Here is a 17,208-nt window from a genome sequence, read left to right on the forward strand (position 1 = left end):
CGCGACGCTATGATAAAGCGCGCACTCCCCGTCACCCGCGAGGCGGATTTCTCCGCCTGGTACCAGGCCGTCATTTCGGAAGCCGACCTCGCCGAGGAATCCGGCGTCCGTGGCTGCATGGTCATCCGCCCCTGGGGCTATGGCATCTGGGAGCGGATCCAGCGCCTGCTCGACGACCGGATCAAAGCGACCGGGCATGAGAACTGCTATTTCCCGCTCTTCATCCCGCTCTCGTACTTCGAGAAGGAGGCCGAGCATGTCGACGGGTTCGCCAAGGAAATGGCGGTCGTCACGCATCACCGGTTGAAGGCCGACGGCTATGGCCGGCTCGTCCCCGATCCCGACGCCAAGCTCGAGGAGCCGCTGGTCGTGCGCCCCACGTCCGAGATGGTCATCGGCGCCGCGTTCGCACGCTGGGTCCAATCGTGGCGCGACCTGCCGGTGCTGATCAACCAATGGGCCAATGTCGTCCGCTGGGAGATGCGCACGCGCATGTTCCTGCGCACCAGCGAGTTCCTCTGGCAGGAGGGACATACCGCCCACGCCACCCCGCAAGAGGCGCGCGACGAGACGCTCAAGATGCTCGAGGTCTATCGCGACTTCGCCGAGGAGTGCCTCGGCCTCCACGTCATCGCAGGCGAGAAGCCCGAGAATGAGCGTTTCCCCGGCGCCGTCGCGACCTATTCGATCGAGGCGATGATGCAGGACGGCAAGGCCTTGCAAGCCGGCACCTCGCACTTCCTCGGCACCAACTTCGCGCATGCACAGAACATCCGCTTCCAGAATGCGGGCGGCGAGTTCGAGCTGTGCAACACGACGAGCTGGGGCGTGTCGACGCGGATGATCGGCGGCGTCATCATGGTCCACGGCGACGACGACGGCCTGCGCGTGCCGCCGATGATCGCGCCGTGGCAGGTGGTGATCGTGCCGATGCTGCGCGACGTGCCCGAGGACGCGGCGATCATCGACTATTGCAAGGGGCTCCAGGCCGAACTGGCGAAGCAGTTCGCGCTTGGCGAGCCGGTTCGTGCGCTGCTCGACCTCAAACCCGCCAAGGCCGCGACAAAGCGCTGGGGCTGGGTCAAGAAGGGCGCGCCGATCATTATCGAGGTCGGCGGGCGAGACGTCGCTGGCGGCAATGTCTCGGTCATTCGCCGCGATCGTCTGTATCGAGAGAACGGCAAGCTCGACAGCAACGCGGTTGCGCGTGCCGATTTCGTTGGCGAGGTGTCGGACATGCTGCACGACGTGCAGGCGACGCTCCATGTCGAATCGATGAACCGTCTCAAGGCCAATATCGTCCCGGTCGACGATTTCGCCGCGCTCGAATCGCACTTCGCGGACGGCATCAAGAACCCCGGCTGGGTTGACGTTCGCTGGTCGAAGCCCACCGGTCCTGCGCTGGAGACGGTCGTCACCCGCCTGAAGGCGCTCAAGCTCACGATCCGCAACGCGCCAATGGGCCAGACCGGCTGCGATAACGGCGCGTGCATCTTCACCGGCGAGCCTGCGGTTGAGCGCATCCTGATCGGCCGCGCCTACTGATCGATCGCCATTCCGGGCTGGCGTATCGCGATTGACTCCGGGCTATCCTCATCCTCCCCTGGCGGGGGAGGATGGTTGATCGGTACTCGCACCGTCGGGCGGTCGTCAGCCCGTCATGCCCGCGCCCTTAGAACAGTTCCCCCTGCGGCCCCCTCGGTGCGCGGAACAGGTCGCTCCGCAGTGCGATGCGCTCCTGGTTCAGGCCATGTTTAGCGCAGGCGATCCGAAACCGCGTCGCCAGCAGGTCTGCCCAAGGTCCTTGTCCCTTCATCCGCGTGAAGAAGTTCGGGTCGTTGTCCTTGCCGCCGCGCAACGACGCGATCGTCGTCATCACCTTCCCCGCGCGATCGGGAAAATGCTCGTCGAGCCACGCGCGGAACAACGGGGCCACTTCGTGCGGGAGGCGCACGGGGATGAAGAACGCCCGGGTCGCGCCCGCTTCGGCAGCGCGCGCGATGAGAGTTTCGATCTCGTGATCGGTGATCGCCGGGATCACGGGTGAGATCGAGACATAGACCGGCACCCCCGCATCGGCGAGTTTGCGCACCGCCGCCAGTCGCCGCTCGGGATGCGGCGCACGCGGTTCGACTGTCGACGCGATCTTCGGATCGAGCGAGGTGATCGACATCGCCACCGCCGCTAGCCGCTTCGCCGCCATCGGTGCCAGCAGGTCCAGGTCGCGCACGACACGGTCGGATTTGGTCGTGATCGTCAGCGGATGATCGGTCTCCGCCAGCACCTCGATGATACCGCGCGTGATCCGCCAGTCGCTCTCGATCGGCTGATAGGGATCGGTGTTCGTCCCCAGCGCCATCGGCGCGGCGACATAGCCGGGCTTGCCGAGCTCCGCGCGCAACAGGGTGGCGGCGGACGGCTTGGCGAACAGCCTGCTTTCGAAATCGAGCCCCGGCGAGAGGTCATGAAACGCATGGCTCGGGCGCGCGAAACAATAGATGCAGCCGTGTTCGCAGCCGCGATACGGGTTGATCGAGCGATCGAACGGGACGTCGGGCGAGGCGTTGCGGCTAATGATCGTCCTCGGAGTTTCGACTGTCACCGTCGTTCGAAGCTTCGGTGCGATCCCGTCGATCCCCTCGCGCATGTCGAGCCAGTCGCCGTCCAGCTCGGTCTGCGGCAGGTTGAAACGCCGGCTCTCGTCGTTTCGTGTTGCGCCGCGAACTGGTCGACCCGTCGTCATCGCTCGACGATACGCCAGGATTGCGAACAAAGATAGAACAAAGCGGTGAGGCGCACACCCGGGCAGAATAGAAAACTTGATCTAGATTTATTAAACTTGGCAGCCATTATAAAGACTTGCGTGCCGGACGAATGAGCGCTCGCGGCCTGTCGGGATATCGCTTAGGGCGACGGGATGACGGGACAAATTACCACGGTGGAGCGAGCATTCGAACTGGCACGGTCGGGCGAATGCGAGTCGGTCAATGCGCTGCGTCAGCGGTTGCGGCGAGAGGGCTATGACGCAGTGCATCTTCATCTGCACGGCGCGTCGATCAACAAGCAGCTCGTCGACCTGATCCATGCGGCTCGCGGCGGGTCCGCCCTCGCATAGGACAGCCCCGCCGCGCAGCATGGAGGGGGTAGGCTCTAACGCTTGTCCTCGACCAGTGCCGCGCCACCGCTCGAGTCGAGCTCGAGCATTTTCGGCGTGCGCGCACTCGTTGCCGGCCAATGTGGCAGGCCCGCCCCGTTCGGATCGCCGCGCTTCACGAAATTGACCAGATAGGTGCTCGCGGTCCGGCCCGCCGCCCGGTCGGCCGTGCTGGTCTTCGCGCCATATTTGATCGCGGCGGTATCGAAGAAGAACGGAATGTCGGATGCATGCGATGCACCGGCAGTCTTGTCGGTCCGTGCCGATGTCGCGACATAGGAGAACCGGTAATAATAGGTCGGCACGCCTTTCGCGGCGAGCAACGCCGCGGTGTCGCGCGCGCCCTCGACCATGTAGCCTTGCGGACCGCCGATATCGTCGCTGGTCGCGCCGATCATCACCGGAACATTGGCAAACCGTCCCGCTGTGTAGGCGGCGACCGGATCGACCGCGATGCGGCCGTCGACAACAGGCTTGCTGTAGGTTTGCGGTCCCGAGCCGGGGGTGAACATTGCCGCCAGGTTCAGCCCGTCGGTCACTTGATCCGCCGAAAGCCGCCGAAGCTTTGCCAGCGCCTGCGGATCGTTCGGCGCGATCCCCTTAGACTGCGCGAACGCAACGCCGATCGCCTCGGCCGACTCGATCGTGCTGGCAGGCCCGGTCCCGGGGCCGCCTGACATCACCACCGCCTTATTGAACATCCCGCGGGCCATCGGCGACGTCAGCAGCGTGTGGACCGACATGCCGCCCGCGCTCTCGCCGATGATGGTCACATTCGCAGGGTCACCTCCGAACGCGGCGATATTATGCTGCACCCATTTCAGCGCCGCGAGCTGATCCATATAGCCGTAATTGCCGAGCAACCCCCGATCCGGGTTCTGGTGACTCAATTGCGGGTGCGCGAACGTGCCGAACCGGCCTAGGCGGTAGTTGAAGCTGACGACCATGATACCCGACTTGGCGAGCGCGCTGCCCGAATAGGTCGGCGGCGATGACCCGCCATTGACGAAGCCGCCACCGTAGATCCACACCATCACCGGCAATTTGGACGAGGCACCGGCGGGCTTCCACACATTTGCATAGAGGCAATCCTCGGCCGGCGGCGTGCCGAGCGGCGCGGCATCGCTCGGGAAAGGCTTTTGCATGCAATCATTGGTGTAGCGACTCGCGTCGCGTTCGCCTGACCAGCGAGCGACGGGCTGGGGCGCACGCCAGCGAAGCGGCCCGACGGGCGGCGCGGCGAACGGGATACCCTTGAACGCGATGATGCCGTCGGTAGCGCGCCCGCGTAGCTTGCCGCTGTCGAGTGTGACGTGTGTCTCTACCGACGTTGTTTGCGCGAGCGCCGAACTGCCCAGCAGTGTTGCCACAATGGCTAAGGTCAAACGCATGGCAATATCCTTGAGGCTGATCGGGACGACCGGGTCAGCCTAAGGGTGCGTCCGCGACGATACCAGACGATCCGTTCTGGAAAATGGTGGGGCCGGCCGTCCGGCCGGCCCCAGAAATCAGGCCTTCTTGCGTGCGCGCTTCGGGCTTGCAGCGGCTTCGGTGTCTTCCTCTTCGTCCGGCGTATCTTCGCCGGCTTCGGTCAGCGCCTGTCCAAGCGCTTTCAGCTTCTCTTGCGACGAATCGGCCTTCTCGGCGATCTTCGTCGTCGCGGTGCCCAGTCGGTGCAGAAGCGCATGGACGCGGTCCGCGTCGGGCGTGTCCTTCTCGAGCTGCTTGCGCAGCGATCCGAGGTCGCGCAAAATACCCTTGGCGCCCGAAACGTCGCTATCGGCCAGCGCTGCTTCCCAATCCTCGACCATGTCGGCGCCCTTGGTCGGCTTGGTCGCATCCAGTCCGCGATTGATCGCGTTCATCGTTCCGGCGAATTTAACAGCCATGTCATTCTCTCCACGAAGCCTGTGTTGGCGATCGTGAACGCGGATGCATCGCTGTAATGTCCGGCCCGATCGGACTACTTTATTGCTCTCGATCAAGATGAACGCAGAAACCGCGCAAGCCGTATCCTAGATTGCTTTTTAGGACCGCCGCAGCGTCGCTGGCGGGGACTGTCGCACACCGGGAAGCGTACGCAGTCTGCAACACGATGGCTCGCCGGGAGGGATTACCGGCCAGCAAACGGTGCAGCACACAGCACGGAAGCGCCATGTCCTGCACCGACATCGTGTCGAAGGCCTCAGGCGAGCGTCAGGCCCACGTCGACATTGCCGCGCGTGGCGTTCGAATAGGGGCAGATCTGGTGGGCCGCATCGACGAGCTTCTGCGCCTCGTTACGCTCGAGGCCCGGGAGCGATACCGTCAGATCCGTCGTGATACCAAAGCCGCCCTCCGAGCGCGGGCCGATGCCGACCTTTGCCGTGACCGCGACGTCTGCGGGCAGCTTCATCTTCAATTGCTGGCCGGCGACCTTCAGCGCACCGATGAAGCACGCGGAATAGCCCGCTGCGAACAGCTGCTCAGGATTGCTGCCATCGCCGCCTGCGCCGCCCAGTTCCTTTGGCGTCGACAGAGCAACGTCGAACCGACCGTCCTGCGACCGCGCGTGACCGTCACGACCCCCGGTTGCGGTGGCTTCGGTGGTGTATTTTACGTCGATCGACATTCCGGGTCTCCAATTGCTTATCGCGATAATCATCTAGGCGCGGCCAACCGTACTGTCCAGTATCATTTTGCGCGATAATCATTTGCGTGGTAGGCAGCTGGCCTAGAAGGAGCCTGTCTCGTGTCCGTCCCACTCCCACTCGACGACCAGCTTTGCTTTTCGCTCTACGCGGCGACGATCGCGATCAACCGCGCGTACAAGCCAGTTCTCGACGGGCTTGGCATCACCTATCCGCAGTTTCTGGTCCTCCAGACGCTCAACGAGGCGGAAGATGGTCGTTCGATCGGCGCGATTGCCGAACGGCTCGCGCTCGAGCCGAGCACCATCACGCCGCTGGCAAAACGCCTTGAGGCCGCAGGACTTGTCACACGGATCCGCAACCCGGCCGACGAACGCGAGGTCCGGGTTCGCCTGACCGATGCGGGAAGGGCATGCTGGGCCGAGACGGGGTGCCTCGGCCCGCTGATCGTCGAGCGATCGGGAATGACGCCGGACCGGCTCGCATCGCTGAATGCCGAGGTGGCGGCGCTTCGTCAGGCGCTCGCACTCAAGCCCGGAGATCGGCCAAGCATCACGGAGTGACGGCAATATGGGTCTGGCGTGCAGAGCAAACCGGCCTGATTCACACCGCGCCGATAGATCATCTGTGCTGGAGACTCTGAGGCGGTAATAGGCTGGCGACACCAAAGATGCTGCGTCACTAGCGGCTCATCTCAGACCAAACTGTGTCGGTCACCGTCGCGTGGTGGAGCCGAGGGGAATCGAACCCCTGACCTCTGCAGTGCGATTGCAGCGCTCTCCCATCTGAGCTACGGCCCCGCGCGGTCGGCCATAGGCCATGGTCGCGGCTTAACGGGTCGATTTGGGGGATGCAACCGGCTTGTAAAGCCCGGTCCGCCTGATCTGTGGCATGTCGTCGCAACGCAGCTTCGTGTCGCCGTCAAGTTGCCGCAAACACAGGAACTATCAAAGGCATCGGCGCTTGTAGACGGTGGAGTGCACGGCGTCGCGTCCGACGATGCCGGCAACCGCAGGACAGCAATTAGGAGGTTCCTATGGTCTACGAACGCAATACCCGAGATCGCCAGTCGGGCGACTATTATGGTCGGCCCAACTCGCAGGATTACGGCCGCGATTTCCGGTCCGATGGGGGCGATTACGGTCGATCCAGTGCGCGCGACTACGCAGCAGCCGGTGAATATGATCGCGACGGCAACCGCGGGCGTGACGACCAAGGCAATCGTGGCCGCTATGGCAGCGAGCAGCGCGACGAGGGCGGTCGCGACTATTATGGCGGCCATAATGATCGCCAGCAGCCGACCCAAGGTGACCGCTATGGCCAGTCGCAGTCTGGCCAGTCGCGCTACGGACAGCAGGCCTATGGCCAGCGCGGCCAAGGCCCGCGCGATACCGAATATCATGGCAGCTATGCATCGGATGGTCATCGCTTCCAGGACGTCGGCCGCAACCGCCACGCGGACGACGACAATCGTCGCAGCGGGCCGCGCGGCGACGATCGCGGCTATGGCCGCCAGCCGCAGGGTTACGACTATGACGATCGCGGCTTTATCGCGCGTGCGGGTGACGAAGTGCGTTCGTGGTTCGGCGATGACGATGCGGAGCGCCGCCGCGAGGCCGATGCGCGTTACGACGAGCGGTCCTTCGGCAATCCGGGCGATCGATCGTCCGGCAACCGTTCGTCGAGCACGCACGACGATCATTACCACAATTGGCGCAGCACGCAGATCGCCGCGCTCGACCGCGACTATGACGAGTATCGCAACGAGAACCGCACCAAGTTCGAGAATGAATTCTCGTCGTGGCGCACCGAGCGTCAGGGCCAACGGAGTTCGCTGTCGCAGGTCACCGAGCATATGGAAGTCGTCGGTTCCGACGGCAGCCATGTCGGCACCGTCGACAAGGTGAAGGGCGACCGCATCCTGCTGACCAAGAATGACCGCGATGCGGGCGGCGTGCATCACTCGATTCCGTCGCGCTGGATCAAGACCGTCGACAGTAAGGTGAACCTGTCGAAGTCGGCGGACGAAGCCAAGGCGGCGTGGAAAGAGGAAGAGCGCAACTCGGCGATGTTCGAGTATGGCGACCGCACCGGCAGCGACAAGAAGGACGCCAGTGCAACCGGTTACGCGTCGACCACGCAGGCCGGTAGCACGACTTCGACGGGCGCGGCATCGACCGCTAGCACGACTTCGGACACGCTCGGCAAGCCGGGTTCGAGCACGTACTGATCGCATGAACACATCGGCCGGTGTCGTCTGACACCGGCCGGCAAGGAGCCCGGGCGGAGACGTCCGGGCTTTTTTGCGGGTTGCGCGGCGCATGTGTTTCGCCATACCCATAATACGAATATTCAAGACAGGAGCAAAGCTATGGCCCGTGCATGGAGCCTGAAGACTCGTCCGCAAGGCATGCCGAAGCATACCGACTTCGCCATGATCGATCTCGAAACGGCGTCGCTCGGCGCTGGTGAGGTCCGGATCGCCAACCGCTGGCTGTCGGTCGATCCGTACATGCGCGGGCGGATGAACGACGTGAAGAGCTATGTCCCGCCGTTCGCGCTGGGTGAGGCGATGCAGGGCGGCGCGGTCGGCGAGGTCGTCGAGAGCAACGACGACGGGATCAAGGTCGGCGACATGGTGCTGCACATGGCCGGCTGGCGCGACGAGGCTGTTGTGCCCGCCGCGCAGGTCCAGAAGCTGCCCGCCCTCGACGTGCCGCCGCAGGCGTTTCTCGGCCAGCTCGGCATGCCGGGGATGACCGGCTATTTCGGGCTGCTCGCGGTCGCCGAGGCAAAGGCGGGCGACACGGTGTTCGTGTCGGCAGCGGCAGGCGCGGTCGGCTCGACCGTCGTGCAGGTCGCCAAGGCCAAAGGCATGACGGTGATCGGGTCGGCCGGCGGCGCGGAGAAATGCGCGTGGGTGAAGTCGCTCGGGGCGGATGCCGTGATCGATTATAAGGGCGACGTGCCGGTGGTGAAGGCGCTCGGCGAGGCGGCACCGAAGGGCATCGACGTCTATTTCGACAATGTCGGCGGCGAGCATCTCGACGCGGCGCTGGCGCATGCGAACCTGCATGCGCGGTTCGCGATCTGCGGGATGATCGACGTCTACAACAGCGGTGCGGCGACGCAGCTCAAATATCTCGCGCGGCTGATCGGCAACCGCATCCAGATCCGCGGCTTCATCGTCAGCGACTTCATGAGCCGCGCCGATGAGTTCTACAAGGACATGGGCGGCATGCTTAGCGCCGGGACGCTCAAGCGCCAGGAAACCGTCCATGAGGGTCTCGAGACGATGCCCGACGCGTTTCTCGGGCTGTTCTCGGGCGGCAACACGGGCAAGATGCTGGTGAAGGTCTGAGGTAAAGACGCCTGACGTTCGATCCTCCCCCGCCAGGGGGAGGTGGCGCCGAAGGCGACGGAGGGGGAGGGCACGGAACAGCGGTTCTCCCTTTCCGCCCCCTCCGTCTGGCGAGTGCCAGCCACCTCCCCCTGGCGGGGGAGGATCAGCGGTCGGGTACCACGCTTCTCTACAACCACTTCGCCTGCTTGAACTTCAGATACAGCGCGGAGCACACGACCGCGATCACGCCCAGCACGACGAAATAGCCATATTGTGTCTTTAACTCGGGCATGTGCTCGAAATTCATGCCGTAGATCCCCGCGATCGCGGTCGGGACGGCGAGGATCGCGGCCCAGGCGGCGAGCTGGCGGGTGATCGCACCGGTGCGCTGCTGTTCGAGCAGGTTGCTGAATTCGAACACCGACGTCAGCACTTCGCGGAGCCCCTCGACCATCGTCTGGACGCGGCGGACGTGATCGAGCACATCGCTGAAATACGGCTTCGCCTCGGTATCGATGCACGGCAGGTCGAGCCGGACGATCTTTCCTGCGACCTCGCCCATCGGACCCAGGATGCGCTGGAAGCGGATCATCTCTCGCCTTAACCCGAATATCCGGACGATCTCGTCGCGGCCCAGGAACGCGTCGATGGTGCGTTGTTCCATGGCGAGCACCTCGTCCTCGATGCTCTCCATGATCGGCAGATAGCCGTCGACGACATAGTCGAGGATCGCGTGGAGGACATAGTCGACGCCGTTGATCAGCAGCGTCGGTGCGGCCTCGAGCTGTTCGCGCAGCGCCTTGTGCGAGCGCGCGGAGCCGTGGCGGACGCTGATGATATGGCTGTGGCCGACGAAGATCGCGGTCTCGCCATACGCAATCTTGTCACCCTCGAGCTGCGCGGTGCGTGCGACGACGAACAGCTGGTTGCCATACACGTCGACCTTGGGCAGCTGGTCCGCCTTGACCGCGTCCTCCACCGCGAGCGGGTGGAGGTTATACTGCTGCTGCAGCGTCCGCATCTCGTCATCGGTCGGGTCGCAGATGCCGATCCAGACGAACTCGGACCGGTCCGCGGGGCAATCGACCTTCTCGTCGATCGAGACCGCGCGGACGCGTTTCCCGTGACGATAGAGATACGCAGCGACGACCGTCATGGAGCCTCGGAGTTACACGAACGAAGCCCGCGCCGGTATCAGAACGCCGGCAGCACCGCACCCTGATAATGCTGCGCGATGAACGCCTTGGTCGCCGGACTGCGCAGCGCCGCGATCAGCTTCATCACGCGCGGGTCCTTGTCGCCGCCGGGCAGGCCGACGACGAAATTGACATAGGGGCTGTTCTTGTCCTCGATCGCGAGCGCGTCGCGCACCGGGTTGAGCTTCGCGTCGAGCGCGTAATTGGTGTTGATGAGCGCCAGATCGACCTCGCCGAGCGTGCGGGGCAGGGTGGCACCCTCCAGCTCCTTGAACTTCAGGTTCTTCGGGTTGGTCGCGATGTCGTTGAGGCTCGACAGCGGATTGGTCGGGGTCTTCAGCGTGATCAGCCCGGCCTTTTGCAGCAGCAGCAGCGCGCGGCCGCCGTTGCTTGGCTCGTTCGGGATCGCGACGATGGCGCCGTTCGGCACTTCAGCGATCGTCTTCCACTTGCGCGAATAGGCGCCGAGCGGTTCGACATGGATGCCCGCATAGGGCACCAGATGCGTGCCGCGCGAGGCGTTGAACTCGTCGAGATAGGGCTTGGTCTCGAAATAGCTGACGTCGATCTGCTTCTGCTCGACCTGGAGGTTGGGCTGCACATAATCGTTGAAGACGCGGATCTGGAGGTCGACGCCTTCCTTGGCGAGCGCGGGTTTGATCGACTCCAGGATCTCGGCATGCGGCACCGCGGTCGCGGCGACGGTCAGCGTCTTTCCGTCATTGGTCTTTGCGCCACCGCACGCGGCGAGCGCGAGCAGCGAGAGCGTGGCAAGCAGAGTGCGGCGGTTCATGAATATTCCTAGCGGCGGGTAAAGTGGCGGACGAGCGCGTCGCCGGCATATTGGATGATCTGGACGAGGACGACCAGCAGCACGACGGTGACGACCATCACATCGGTCTGGAACCGCTGATAGCCGAACCGGATCGCGAGGTCACCGAGCCCGCCGGCCCCGACCACGCCCGCCATCGCGGTGAACGAGACGAGCGCGACCGCGGTGACGGTGGCGCCCGCGATCAGCCCGGGCAGTGCCTCGGGGATCAGCGCGCCGGTCACGATCTGGCGCGTGGTTGCGCCCATCGCCTGGACCGCCTCGATCGTCGTGCGGTCGACTTCCTTCAGCGATCCCTCGACGAGCCGCGCGTAGAAGGGCGCGGCCCCCACGACGAGCGGCGGGATCGCGCCCGCGACGCCGAGCGAGGTGCCGACGAGCATGACGGTCAGCGGGATCATCACGATCAGCAGGATGATGAACGGCACCGAGCGCAGGATGTTGACGACGATGCCAAGCACCGCGTTGGCGACGCGGTTCTGCGCCAGCCGGCCCTGTCCGGTGAGGAACAGCAGCACGCCGAGCGGCAGCCCGAGCGCGATGGTGAGGATCAGCGACCCGCCCAGCATGATGAGCGTGTCGAGGCACGCCTGGCCGATGTCGGACCAGTCGATGTTCGCGAAGAAAGTCATGCCGCGAGGGCCGCGAGCATGCGCTTGGTCGCCGGATGCGCGGCGTTGGCGAAGATGTCGGTGACGGTGCCGGTCTCGACGACCTGGCCGCGTTCCAGCACCGCGACGCGGTCGCAGACGTAACGGACGACGTCCATTTCGTGCGTGATCAGCACGATCGTCAGCCCGAGGTCGCGGTTGAGATCGCGGAGCAGCGTGAGCACCGAGCGCGTGGTTTCGGGGTCGAGCGCGCTCGTCGCCTCGTCGCACAGCAGGATGTCGGGATCGGTGGCGAGCGCACGGGCGATCCCGACGCGCTGCTTCTGGCCGCCGGACAATTGGGCGGGGTATTTGGCGGCATGATCGGACAGGCCGACCCGGTCGAGCAAGGCCGCGACCTTGCTCTCGCGCGCCGCTTTGGCGACGCCAGCGAGCACCAGCGGGAAGGCGACGTTCGCCGCGACCGTGCGCGAGGAGAGCAGTCCGAAGTTCTGGAAGATCATGCCGATCCGCCGCCGAAGCGCGCGGAGGTCCGCCGCCGACAGGCCTGCGACGTCGATGCCATCGACCTCGACGCGCCCCGATGTCGGCCGTTCGAGCGCGTTGATCAGCCGGATCAGCGTCGACTTGCCCGCGCCGGACTGACCGATCACCCCGAACACGCCGCACGCAGGGATCTCCAGCGACACGCCGTCGAGCGCCGCCGCATCGCTTGCCGGGTAGGTTTTGATGACGTCGGTGAGGCGGATCATGCGGACCCCATGACCTGCACCGCGAACCGCTCCATTTCCTCGGCCTGCGGGCTCATCTGGAGCAGCAGCAGGTCGAGACCCGCGGCCTCATACTCCGCCACGCGTTCCTTCAACTGTTCGGGCGTTCCGACCAGATTGGGGCGCAGGCCGCGGTTGGAGACCGAATATTCCTGGATCTTCAGTTCGCGTTCGAGCTGCGTGCCCGACAGCCACTGGTCGAAATTCGCATAGCCCGCGGGCAGTTCGGTGACGCTGGTGATGCGCTCGAGCTCGCGCTTCGCCTCCGCCTCGCTGTCGCGGACGATCGCATAGGCGGCCATGCCGTATTGCATCGGTGCGCCGCCCCCCCTTTTTTCATTGGCGGCTGCACGTCGCGCCGCCATGTCGGCGATCTTCGGCGCGATCGCGTCGGCCGGGTCGCCGTGCATGACATAGGCGTCGCACTGCGCGGCGATCATGGCCTTGGCCTTCTCGCTCTCGCCGCCGGCATAGACGGTAGGGCGCTTGACGGGCTTGGGCGAACAGATCGCCTGCTCGGTGGTGTAGAACTGCCCGGCGAAGTCGAACCGCTCCTGCGTCCACAGCCCGTCGACCACGGTCAGCCATTCGGCGGTGCGCGCATAGCGATCGTCATGCTGGTCGAACTGGAGGCCGTATTGCTTGGCCTCGTCCGCCCACCAGGACGACACGACGTTGAGCGCGAGCCGGCCGCCTGAGATCCGGTCGATATTGGCCGCCGCCTTGGCGAACAGCGCGGGGTGGTGGAAGTTCGGGCGAACCGCGACCATCAACTCGATGCTGTCGGTCACCGCCGCCAGCGCCGCCGCGGTCGACCATGCATCGAGCGCAGGCTGTTCGACGCCCTTGATGTCGTTCAGGTTCAGCTCGGCGATCAGCGTCAGGTCATAGCCCCAGCGCTCCGCATTCTGCGTCAGCGCCTTGGTATAGGCCCAGCTCGCCTCCATCCCCTCGTCAGGGACGTTGCGCAGCCAGCCGCCAAAAACCGGAGTCCAGTATCCATAGCGCATCAGCGAGCCTTCCCGATTCTGTAGATCAGGTAATCGACGAGCCGGTCGTGGGGATCCCAGCCGAGTGTTTCCAACGGCTTGGCGACGAAGTTCGACAGCGCGTTGATGTCGTAGAAGCGCGCGACGCCATCGCGGTCGTCGATCATCACCTCGACCCCGCCGACATCGAGATCGACCGCGCGGGCGATCGCCTCGGCTGCATCCTTCAGCGTCTGCGACGGCTCGACGGCCGCCATCTTGATCCCCGAGCCGGGGACGACGCACGCATCGGCGGGGCAGAGATCGAACGCGCCGCCACCCGCGACCTCGATTCCGTAGAGGAACTTGCGGTCGAGCGTCTCGATCCGGGTGATCGCGCCACCTCGGACGGGGACATATTCCTGCACTAGCAACACGCCGTCGACGCTGCTTGGCAGGCCGCTGTCGGCGACCGCGGTGCGCAGTTCGTCGAGACTGTCGAAGCGGATGATGCCCGCACCCGATCCGCCGATATTGGCCTTCACGACCAGCGGGAAGCGGAGCGTCTGCGCGGCGGCCACGACGTCGGCGGCGCGGTGGACGACGCGCGTCTCGGGGATCGCGAGGCCGAGCGACGCGATGAGCGACAGTTGCCGCGCCTTCGACGCGTCGATCGCGAGAACGTCGGCACCGTTGATCACGCGCGCGCCGGTGCGGCGCCAGTGATCGAGCATCGCCATCGTATCGAAGATCGGATGCTCGTCGTTGCGCAGGAAGCTCGACATCGCGATCCGGTTGAACACGACGCGGCCGGGGGCGGTCTGGTCCGCGGGGTTCCAGAAGCCGTCGGGCGTGGCGCGCGAAAAGTCGACGCCGCGGCGATCGAGCGCGGCGAACAGCGGTTCGAACCAGAGCGGGTGCTCGTAGAGAATGGCGAGATCGGTCATCGTCCGACGGATACGCATTGCGCGCGGGTGTGCAAACCCAAGCAATAGTTTGGGGTGCGCAATTTCGCATCGTTCTTGGCTGACAGCGCGGGCGCAGCGCGGTAGCCTTGGCGATGACCTCCACACTGATCGGCGCGTCGCTCGCGCTTCTCTTCGCCGTTTCCGCCTCGGCGCAAACCCCGGTTCCCGTGGCGCCGAGCGTGCCGGCTGCTGCCGATGCGGTGCCGGCGGAGACCGTCTCGATCGTGATGACGACGAGCGAGGGGCCGATCACGCTGGCGCTGGAGAAGGCGCGCGCGCCGCTGACGACCGCGAATTTCCTGCGCTATGTCGATCAGAAGCGGCTCGATGGCGTGACCTTCTACCGGGCGATGAACCTGGGGCAGGGGACCGGGCTGATCCAGGGCGGGCCGCAGAACGATCCGAAGCGCATCCTGAAGCCGGTGGCGCACGAGCCGACCAGCAAGACGGGGCTGTCGCATGTCGATGGGACGATCTCGCTCGCGCGGCTGGCACCGGGGACGGCGACGGCGGACTTCTTCATCACCATCGGGCCGGTACTGTCGCTGGACGCGGCGCCTGCGGGGAGCGGCGACACGGCTGGCTATGCGGCGTTCGGGCATGTCGTCGCCGGGATGGACGTGGTGAAACGCATCCTCGGTGCGCCGACGTCGGCGACGGCGGGCGTGGGGGTGATGAAGGGGCAGATGATTGCTGCGCCGGTGAAGATCCTCACCGTGCGGCGCGCCCAATAGGCTCGCGTACGGCGCCGACCACTTTACCACCCCGGCGGAGGCCGGGGCCCAGGAGGAAAGGTCGTAGTAACGGCGGACTGCGCTTCGTTACCGCCGTCCCCCAACTGGGCCCCGGCCTTCGCCGGGGTGGTGTCGGGAACTGTGATCGGCTGACGCGCTAGGCTCTGACGCCCGGGCTCAGGCGGCGACGGCGTCGGCCCTGGTCGCCATCCACGCTTCGGCTTTCGCCAGCGCGGGGGCGTCGTCGACGTCGATCCAGTCGATATCGCTGCACTCCACGATCCGGGCGAGGCCCTGCGCCGCGAGCAGGCGGACGCCTTCGGTCAGCGAGGGGCTGGCGAGCGTGGCCAGCGCGTCGGACAGCGCAGGGCCGATCGCGAAGACGCCGGTGTCGTAGCAGTCGTGCGGCTCCAGGCCCTTGCCGATCGCGACGATGCGGTCGCCGTCGGTCGCGACGCAGGTCACGTCCTCGGGATCGACCCAGTCATGCCCGAGCCGCCGGTCGATGCCGAGCCGCAGGCCACCACCGGCCCCCGCGGCTGCCATGCGGGCATAGAGCGCTGGGCTGACGAGATGGTCGCACATTGCCAGCACCGCTTCGCTGCCGGCCAGCGCCTCACGCGCGGCCAGGACCGACACGCCATTCGGTTCGCGGTGATCGGCGAGGACCGTCTCGACCGCCAGGGGCCAGCGCCGGCTGGCGAGATAGGCTTCGATCGCCTCGCGGCCATAGCTGACCGTCACGATCGCGCGCGCGAAACCGGCCTCGGCCAGCCCCTCTAGCGCGTGCGCGATCAGCGGCCGCCCCGCCACCGCGCAGAGCGGCTTGTACGGGGCGGAGGTGCGAAGGCGGCTGCCTTCCCCGGCGGCGAGGAGGATCGCCGTTTGAATCCGGGGCGTGTCGATCATGTCAGGCGGCCTTGATGAACCGCTCGACTTCGATCTGCGCGAGATCGTCGGTCATCTGCGTGCGCGGGTGCTTGCAGAAATAGGCCGAGGCGGGATCGATGACGCCGGCGATGCCGCGATCCTTGGCGATCTTGGCGCAGCGGATCATGTCGATCGCGACGCCCGCCGAGTTGGGGCTGTCCTCGACCGAGAGACGCAGCTCGATGTTCATCGGCACGCCGCCGAACAGCTGGCCTTCCATGCGCAGGAAGCAGACCTTGTTGTCGTTCTGCCAAGGCACATAGTCCGACGGACCGATATGGACGTTGTCGTCGTCCATCCGCTCGGCCGCGACCGACTGGACGGCCTCGGTCTTCGAGATCTTCTTCGACTCGAGACGGCGATGGTTCGACATGTTGAGGAAGTCGGTGTTGCCGCCGGTGTTGAGCTGGTAGGTGCGATCCAGCTTCACGCCGCGCTTGGCGAACAGGTCGGTCAGCACGCGGTGGACGATCGTCGCGCCGAGCTGTGCCTTGATGTCGTCGCCGATGATCGCGACGCCGGCGTCTTCGAACTTCTTGGCCCAGACGGGGTTCGAGGCGATGAAGACGGGGATGTTGTTGACGAACGCAACGCCCGCCTCGATCGCGCAGTCGGCGTAGAATTCGGTGGCTTCCTGCGACCCGACCGGCAGGTAGTTCATGAGCACGTCGGCGCCCGATGCCTTCAGCTCGGCGATGACGTCTTCACGGCTCGGCTCGGCGGCGTCGGCGACCAGGAACGTGCGGTCGTCCTTGAAGTCGGCCATGTGGTCGGCGACGCCGTCCAGCTTCTTGCCCATCTTCACGATAGTGCCCGTCGGGCCGACATTGGGTGCGAACACCGCGGTGCAGTTCGGCTTGGCGAAGATCGCCTCCGACACGTCCTTGCCGACCTTGCGACGATCGACGTCCCAGGCCGCGACGACCTTGATGTCGCTCGGCTTGTAGCCGCCCATGTCGAAGTGCATCAGGCCGACCTGGTCGTTAGCCCCCTCGCGATAATGCTCGAGACCCTGCACGAGCGAGCTGGCGCAGTTGCCGATGCCGACCACGGCAATCCGAATGCTATTCAT

At 65.4% G+C, this 17,208-nt stretch carries 18 protein-coding genes and 1 tRNA gene; 6 read left to right on the top strand and 13 right to left on the bottom strand.

What is annotated here, in order from left to right; all coding sequences use genetic code 11:
* Positions 1-9 precede the first annotated feature (9 nt).
* Positions 10-1,545: an aminoacyl--tRNA ligase-related protein gene (locus C8J26_RS05035; RefSeq protein ID WP_107956917.1), complete on the top strand. Its 1,536-nt coding sequence runs from the start codon at positions 10-12 to the stop codon at positions 1,543-1,545.
* Positions 1,546-1,672: 127 nt separating this feature from the next.
* Here C8J26_RS05035 and C8J26_RS05040 read toward each other — a convergent pair whose 3' ends face one another.
* Positions 1,673-2,743, bottom strand: coding sequence for a PA0069 family radical SAM protein (locus C8J26_RS05040; protein ID WP_107956918.1), 1,071 nt, complete (start codon positions 2,741-2,743; stop codon positions 1,673-1,675).
* 174 nt (positions 2,744-2,917) lie between these two features.
* Between C8J26_RS05040 and C8J26_RS05045 the strand changes: the two genes are divergently transcribed.
* Positions 2,918-3,115, top strand: coding sequence for a hypothetical protein (locus C8J26_RS05045; protein ID WP_082445022.1), 198 nt, complete (start codon positions 2,918-2,920; stop codon positions 3,113-3,115).
* A gap of 35 nt (positions 3,116-3,150) precedes the next feature.
* Here C8J26_RS05045 and C8J26_RS05050 read toward each other — a convergent pair whose 3' ends face one another.
* The 3 genes from C8J26_RS05050 to C8J26_RS05060 form a co-directional block, all read right to left on the bottom strand.
* Positions 3,151-4,545: a carboxylesterase/lipase family protein gene (locus tag C8J26_RS05050; RefSeq protein ID WP_107956919.1), complete on the bottom strand. Its 1,395-nt coding sequence runs from the start codon at positions 4,543-4,545 to the stop codon at positions 3,151-3,153.
* A 117-nt stretch (positions 4,546-4,662) separates the two neighbouring features.
* Complete coding sequence (locus tag C8J26_RS05055) at positions 4,663-5,043, bottom strand: hypothetical protein (RefSeq protein ID WP_244185158.1); 381 nt, start codon at positions 5,041-5,043, stop codon at positions 4,663-4,665.
* A gap of 296 nt (positions 5,044-5,339) precedes the next feature.
* Complete coding sequence (locus tag C8J26_RS05060; protein ID WP_107956920.1) at positions 5,340-5,765, bottom strand: organic hydroperoxide resistance protein; 426 nt, start codon at positions 5,763-5,765, stop codon at positions 5,340-5,342.
* 120 nt (positions 5,766-5,885) lie between these two features.
* Between C8J26_RS05060 and C8J26_RS05065 the strand changes: the two genes are divergently transcribed.
* Complete coding sequence (locus tag C8J26_RS05065; protein WP_107956921.1) at positions 5,886-6,347, top strand: MarR family winged helix-turn-helix transcriptional regulator; 462 nt, start codon at positions 5,886-5,888, stop codon at positions 6,345-6,347.
* Positions 6,348-6,508: 161 nt separating this feature from the next.
* On the opposite strand, the gene C8J26_RS05070 is transcribed toward C8J26_RS05065, so the two are convergent.
* A tRNA-Ala gene (locus C8J26_RS05070) sits at positions 6,509-6,584 on the bottom strand.
* A 236-nt stretch (positions 6,585-6,820) separates the two neighbouring features.
* On the opposite strand from C8J26_RS05070, the gene C8J26_RS05075 reads away from it, so the two are divergent.
* A complete protein-coding gene (locus C8J26_RS05075; RefSeq protein ID WP_107956922.1) occupies positions 6,821-8,014 on the top strand; it encodes a DUF2171 domain-containing protein in 1,194 nt (397 codons plus the stop codon).
* 141 nt (positions 8,015-8,155) lie between these two features.
* Entirely contained in the window at positions 8,156-9,145 is a 990-nt protein-coding gene (locus C8J26_RS05080) for an NADP-dependent oxidoreductase (RefSeq protein ID WP_107956923.1), read from the top strand.
* A gap of 169 nt (positions 9,146-9,314) precedes the next feature.
* Here C8J26_RS05080 and C8J26_RS05085 read toward each other — a convergent pair whose 3' ends face one another.
* Genes C8J26_RS05085 through C8J26_RS05110 form a run of 6 tightly spaced genes read right to left on the bottom strand, consistent with a single transcriptional unit; the run spans position 9,315 to position 14,451 of the window.
* The gene (locus C8J26_RS05085) at positions 9,315-10,283 is read right to left on the bottom strand and encodes a magnesium and cobalt transport protein CorA (protein WP_107956924.1); all 969 of its coding nucleotides are present in this window, start codon (positions 10,281-10,283) and stop codon (positions 9,315-9,317) included.
* 38 nt (positions 10,284-10,321) lie between these two features.
* Positions 10,322-11,116 (bottom strand): MetQ/NlpA family ABC transporter substrate-binding protein, encoded by a 795-nt coding sequence (locus tag C8J26_RS05090; protein WP_107956925.1) that lies wholly within the window; start codon positions 11,114-11,116, stop codon positions 10,322-10,324.
* 8 nt (positions 11,117-11,124) lie between these two features.
* Complete coding sequence (locus C8J26_RS05095; protein WP_107956926.1) at positions 11,125-11,787, bottom strand: methionine ABC transporter permease; 663 nt, start codon at positions 11,785-11,787, stop codon at positions 11,125-11,127.
* Positions 11,784-12,518 (bottom strand): methionine ABC transporter ATP-binding protein, encoded by a 735-nt coding sequence (locus C8J26_RS05100; RefSeq protein WP_107956927.1) that lies wholly within the window; start codon positions 12,516-12,518, stop codon positions 11,784-11,786. Before C8J26_RS05100 ends, C8J26_RS05095 begins: the two co-directional genes overlap by 4 nt.
* The gene (locus C8J26_RS05105) at positions 12,515-13,546 is read right to left on the bottom strand and encodes an LLM class flavin-dependent oxidoreductase (RefSeq protein ID WP_056411501.1); all 1,032 of its coding nucleotides are present in this window, start codon (positions 13,544-13,546) and stop codon (positions 12,515-12,517) included. Before C8J26_RS05105 ends, C8J26_RS05100 begins: the two co-directional genes overlap by 4 nt.
* Positions 13,546-14,451 carry an ATP-grasp domain-containing protein gene (locus tag C8J26_RS05110; protein ID WP_107957086.1) on the bottom strand — a complete coding sequence of 302 codons (906 nt, stop codon included), beginning with the start codon at positions 14,449-14,451 and terminating at the stop codon, positions 13,546-13,548. Before C8J26_RS05110 ends, C8J26_RS05105 begins: the two co-directional genes overlap by 1 nt.
* 113 nt (positions 14,452-14,564) lie before the next feature.
* Between C8J26_RS05110 and C8J26_RS05115 the strand changes: the two genes are divergently transcribed.
* Complete coding sequence (locus C8J26_RS05115; protein ID WP_107957087.1) at positions 14,565-15,206, top strand: peptidylprolyl isomerase; 642 nt, start codon at positions 14,565-14,567, stop codon at positions 15,204-15,206.
* Positions 15,207-15,383: 177 nt separating this feature from the next.
* Here the strand turns inward: C8J26_RS05115 and C8J26_RS05120 are convergent, their stop codons facing one another.
* Positions 15,384-16,115 (bottom strand): NTP transferase domain-containing protein, encoded by a 732-nt coding sequence (locus C8J26_RS05120; protein ID WP_107956928.1) that lies wholly within the window; start codon positions 16,113-16,115, stop codon positions 15,384-15,386.
* A 1-nt stretch (position 16,116) separates the two neighbouring features.
* Positions 16,117-17,208, bottom strand: a complete 1,092-nt coding sequence (locus C8J26_RS05125) for an inositol-3-phosphate synthase (protein ID WP_056411497.1) — start codon at positions 17,206-17,208, stop codon at positions 16,117-16,119.

This window comes from Sphingomonas aurantiaca (genome assembly GCF_003050705.1).
Classification (GTDB): domain Bacteria; phylum Pseudomonadota; class Alphaproteobacteria; order Sphingomonadales; family Sphingomonadaceae; genus Sphingomonas; species Sphingomonas aurantiaca.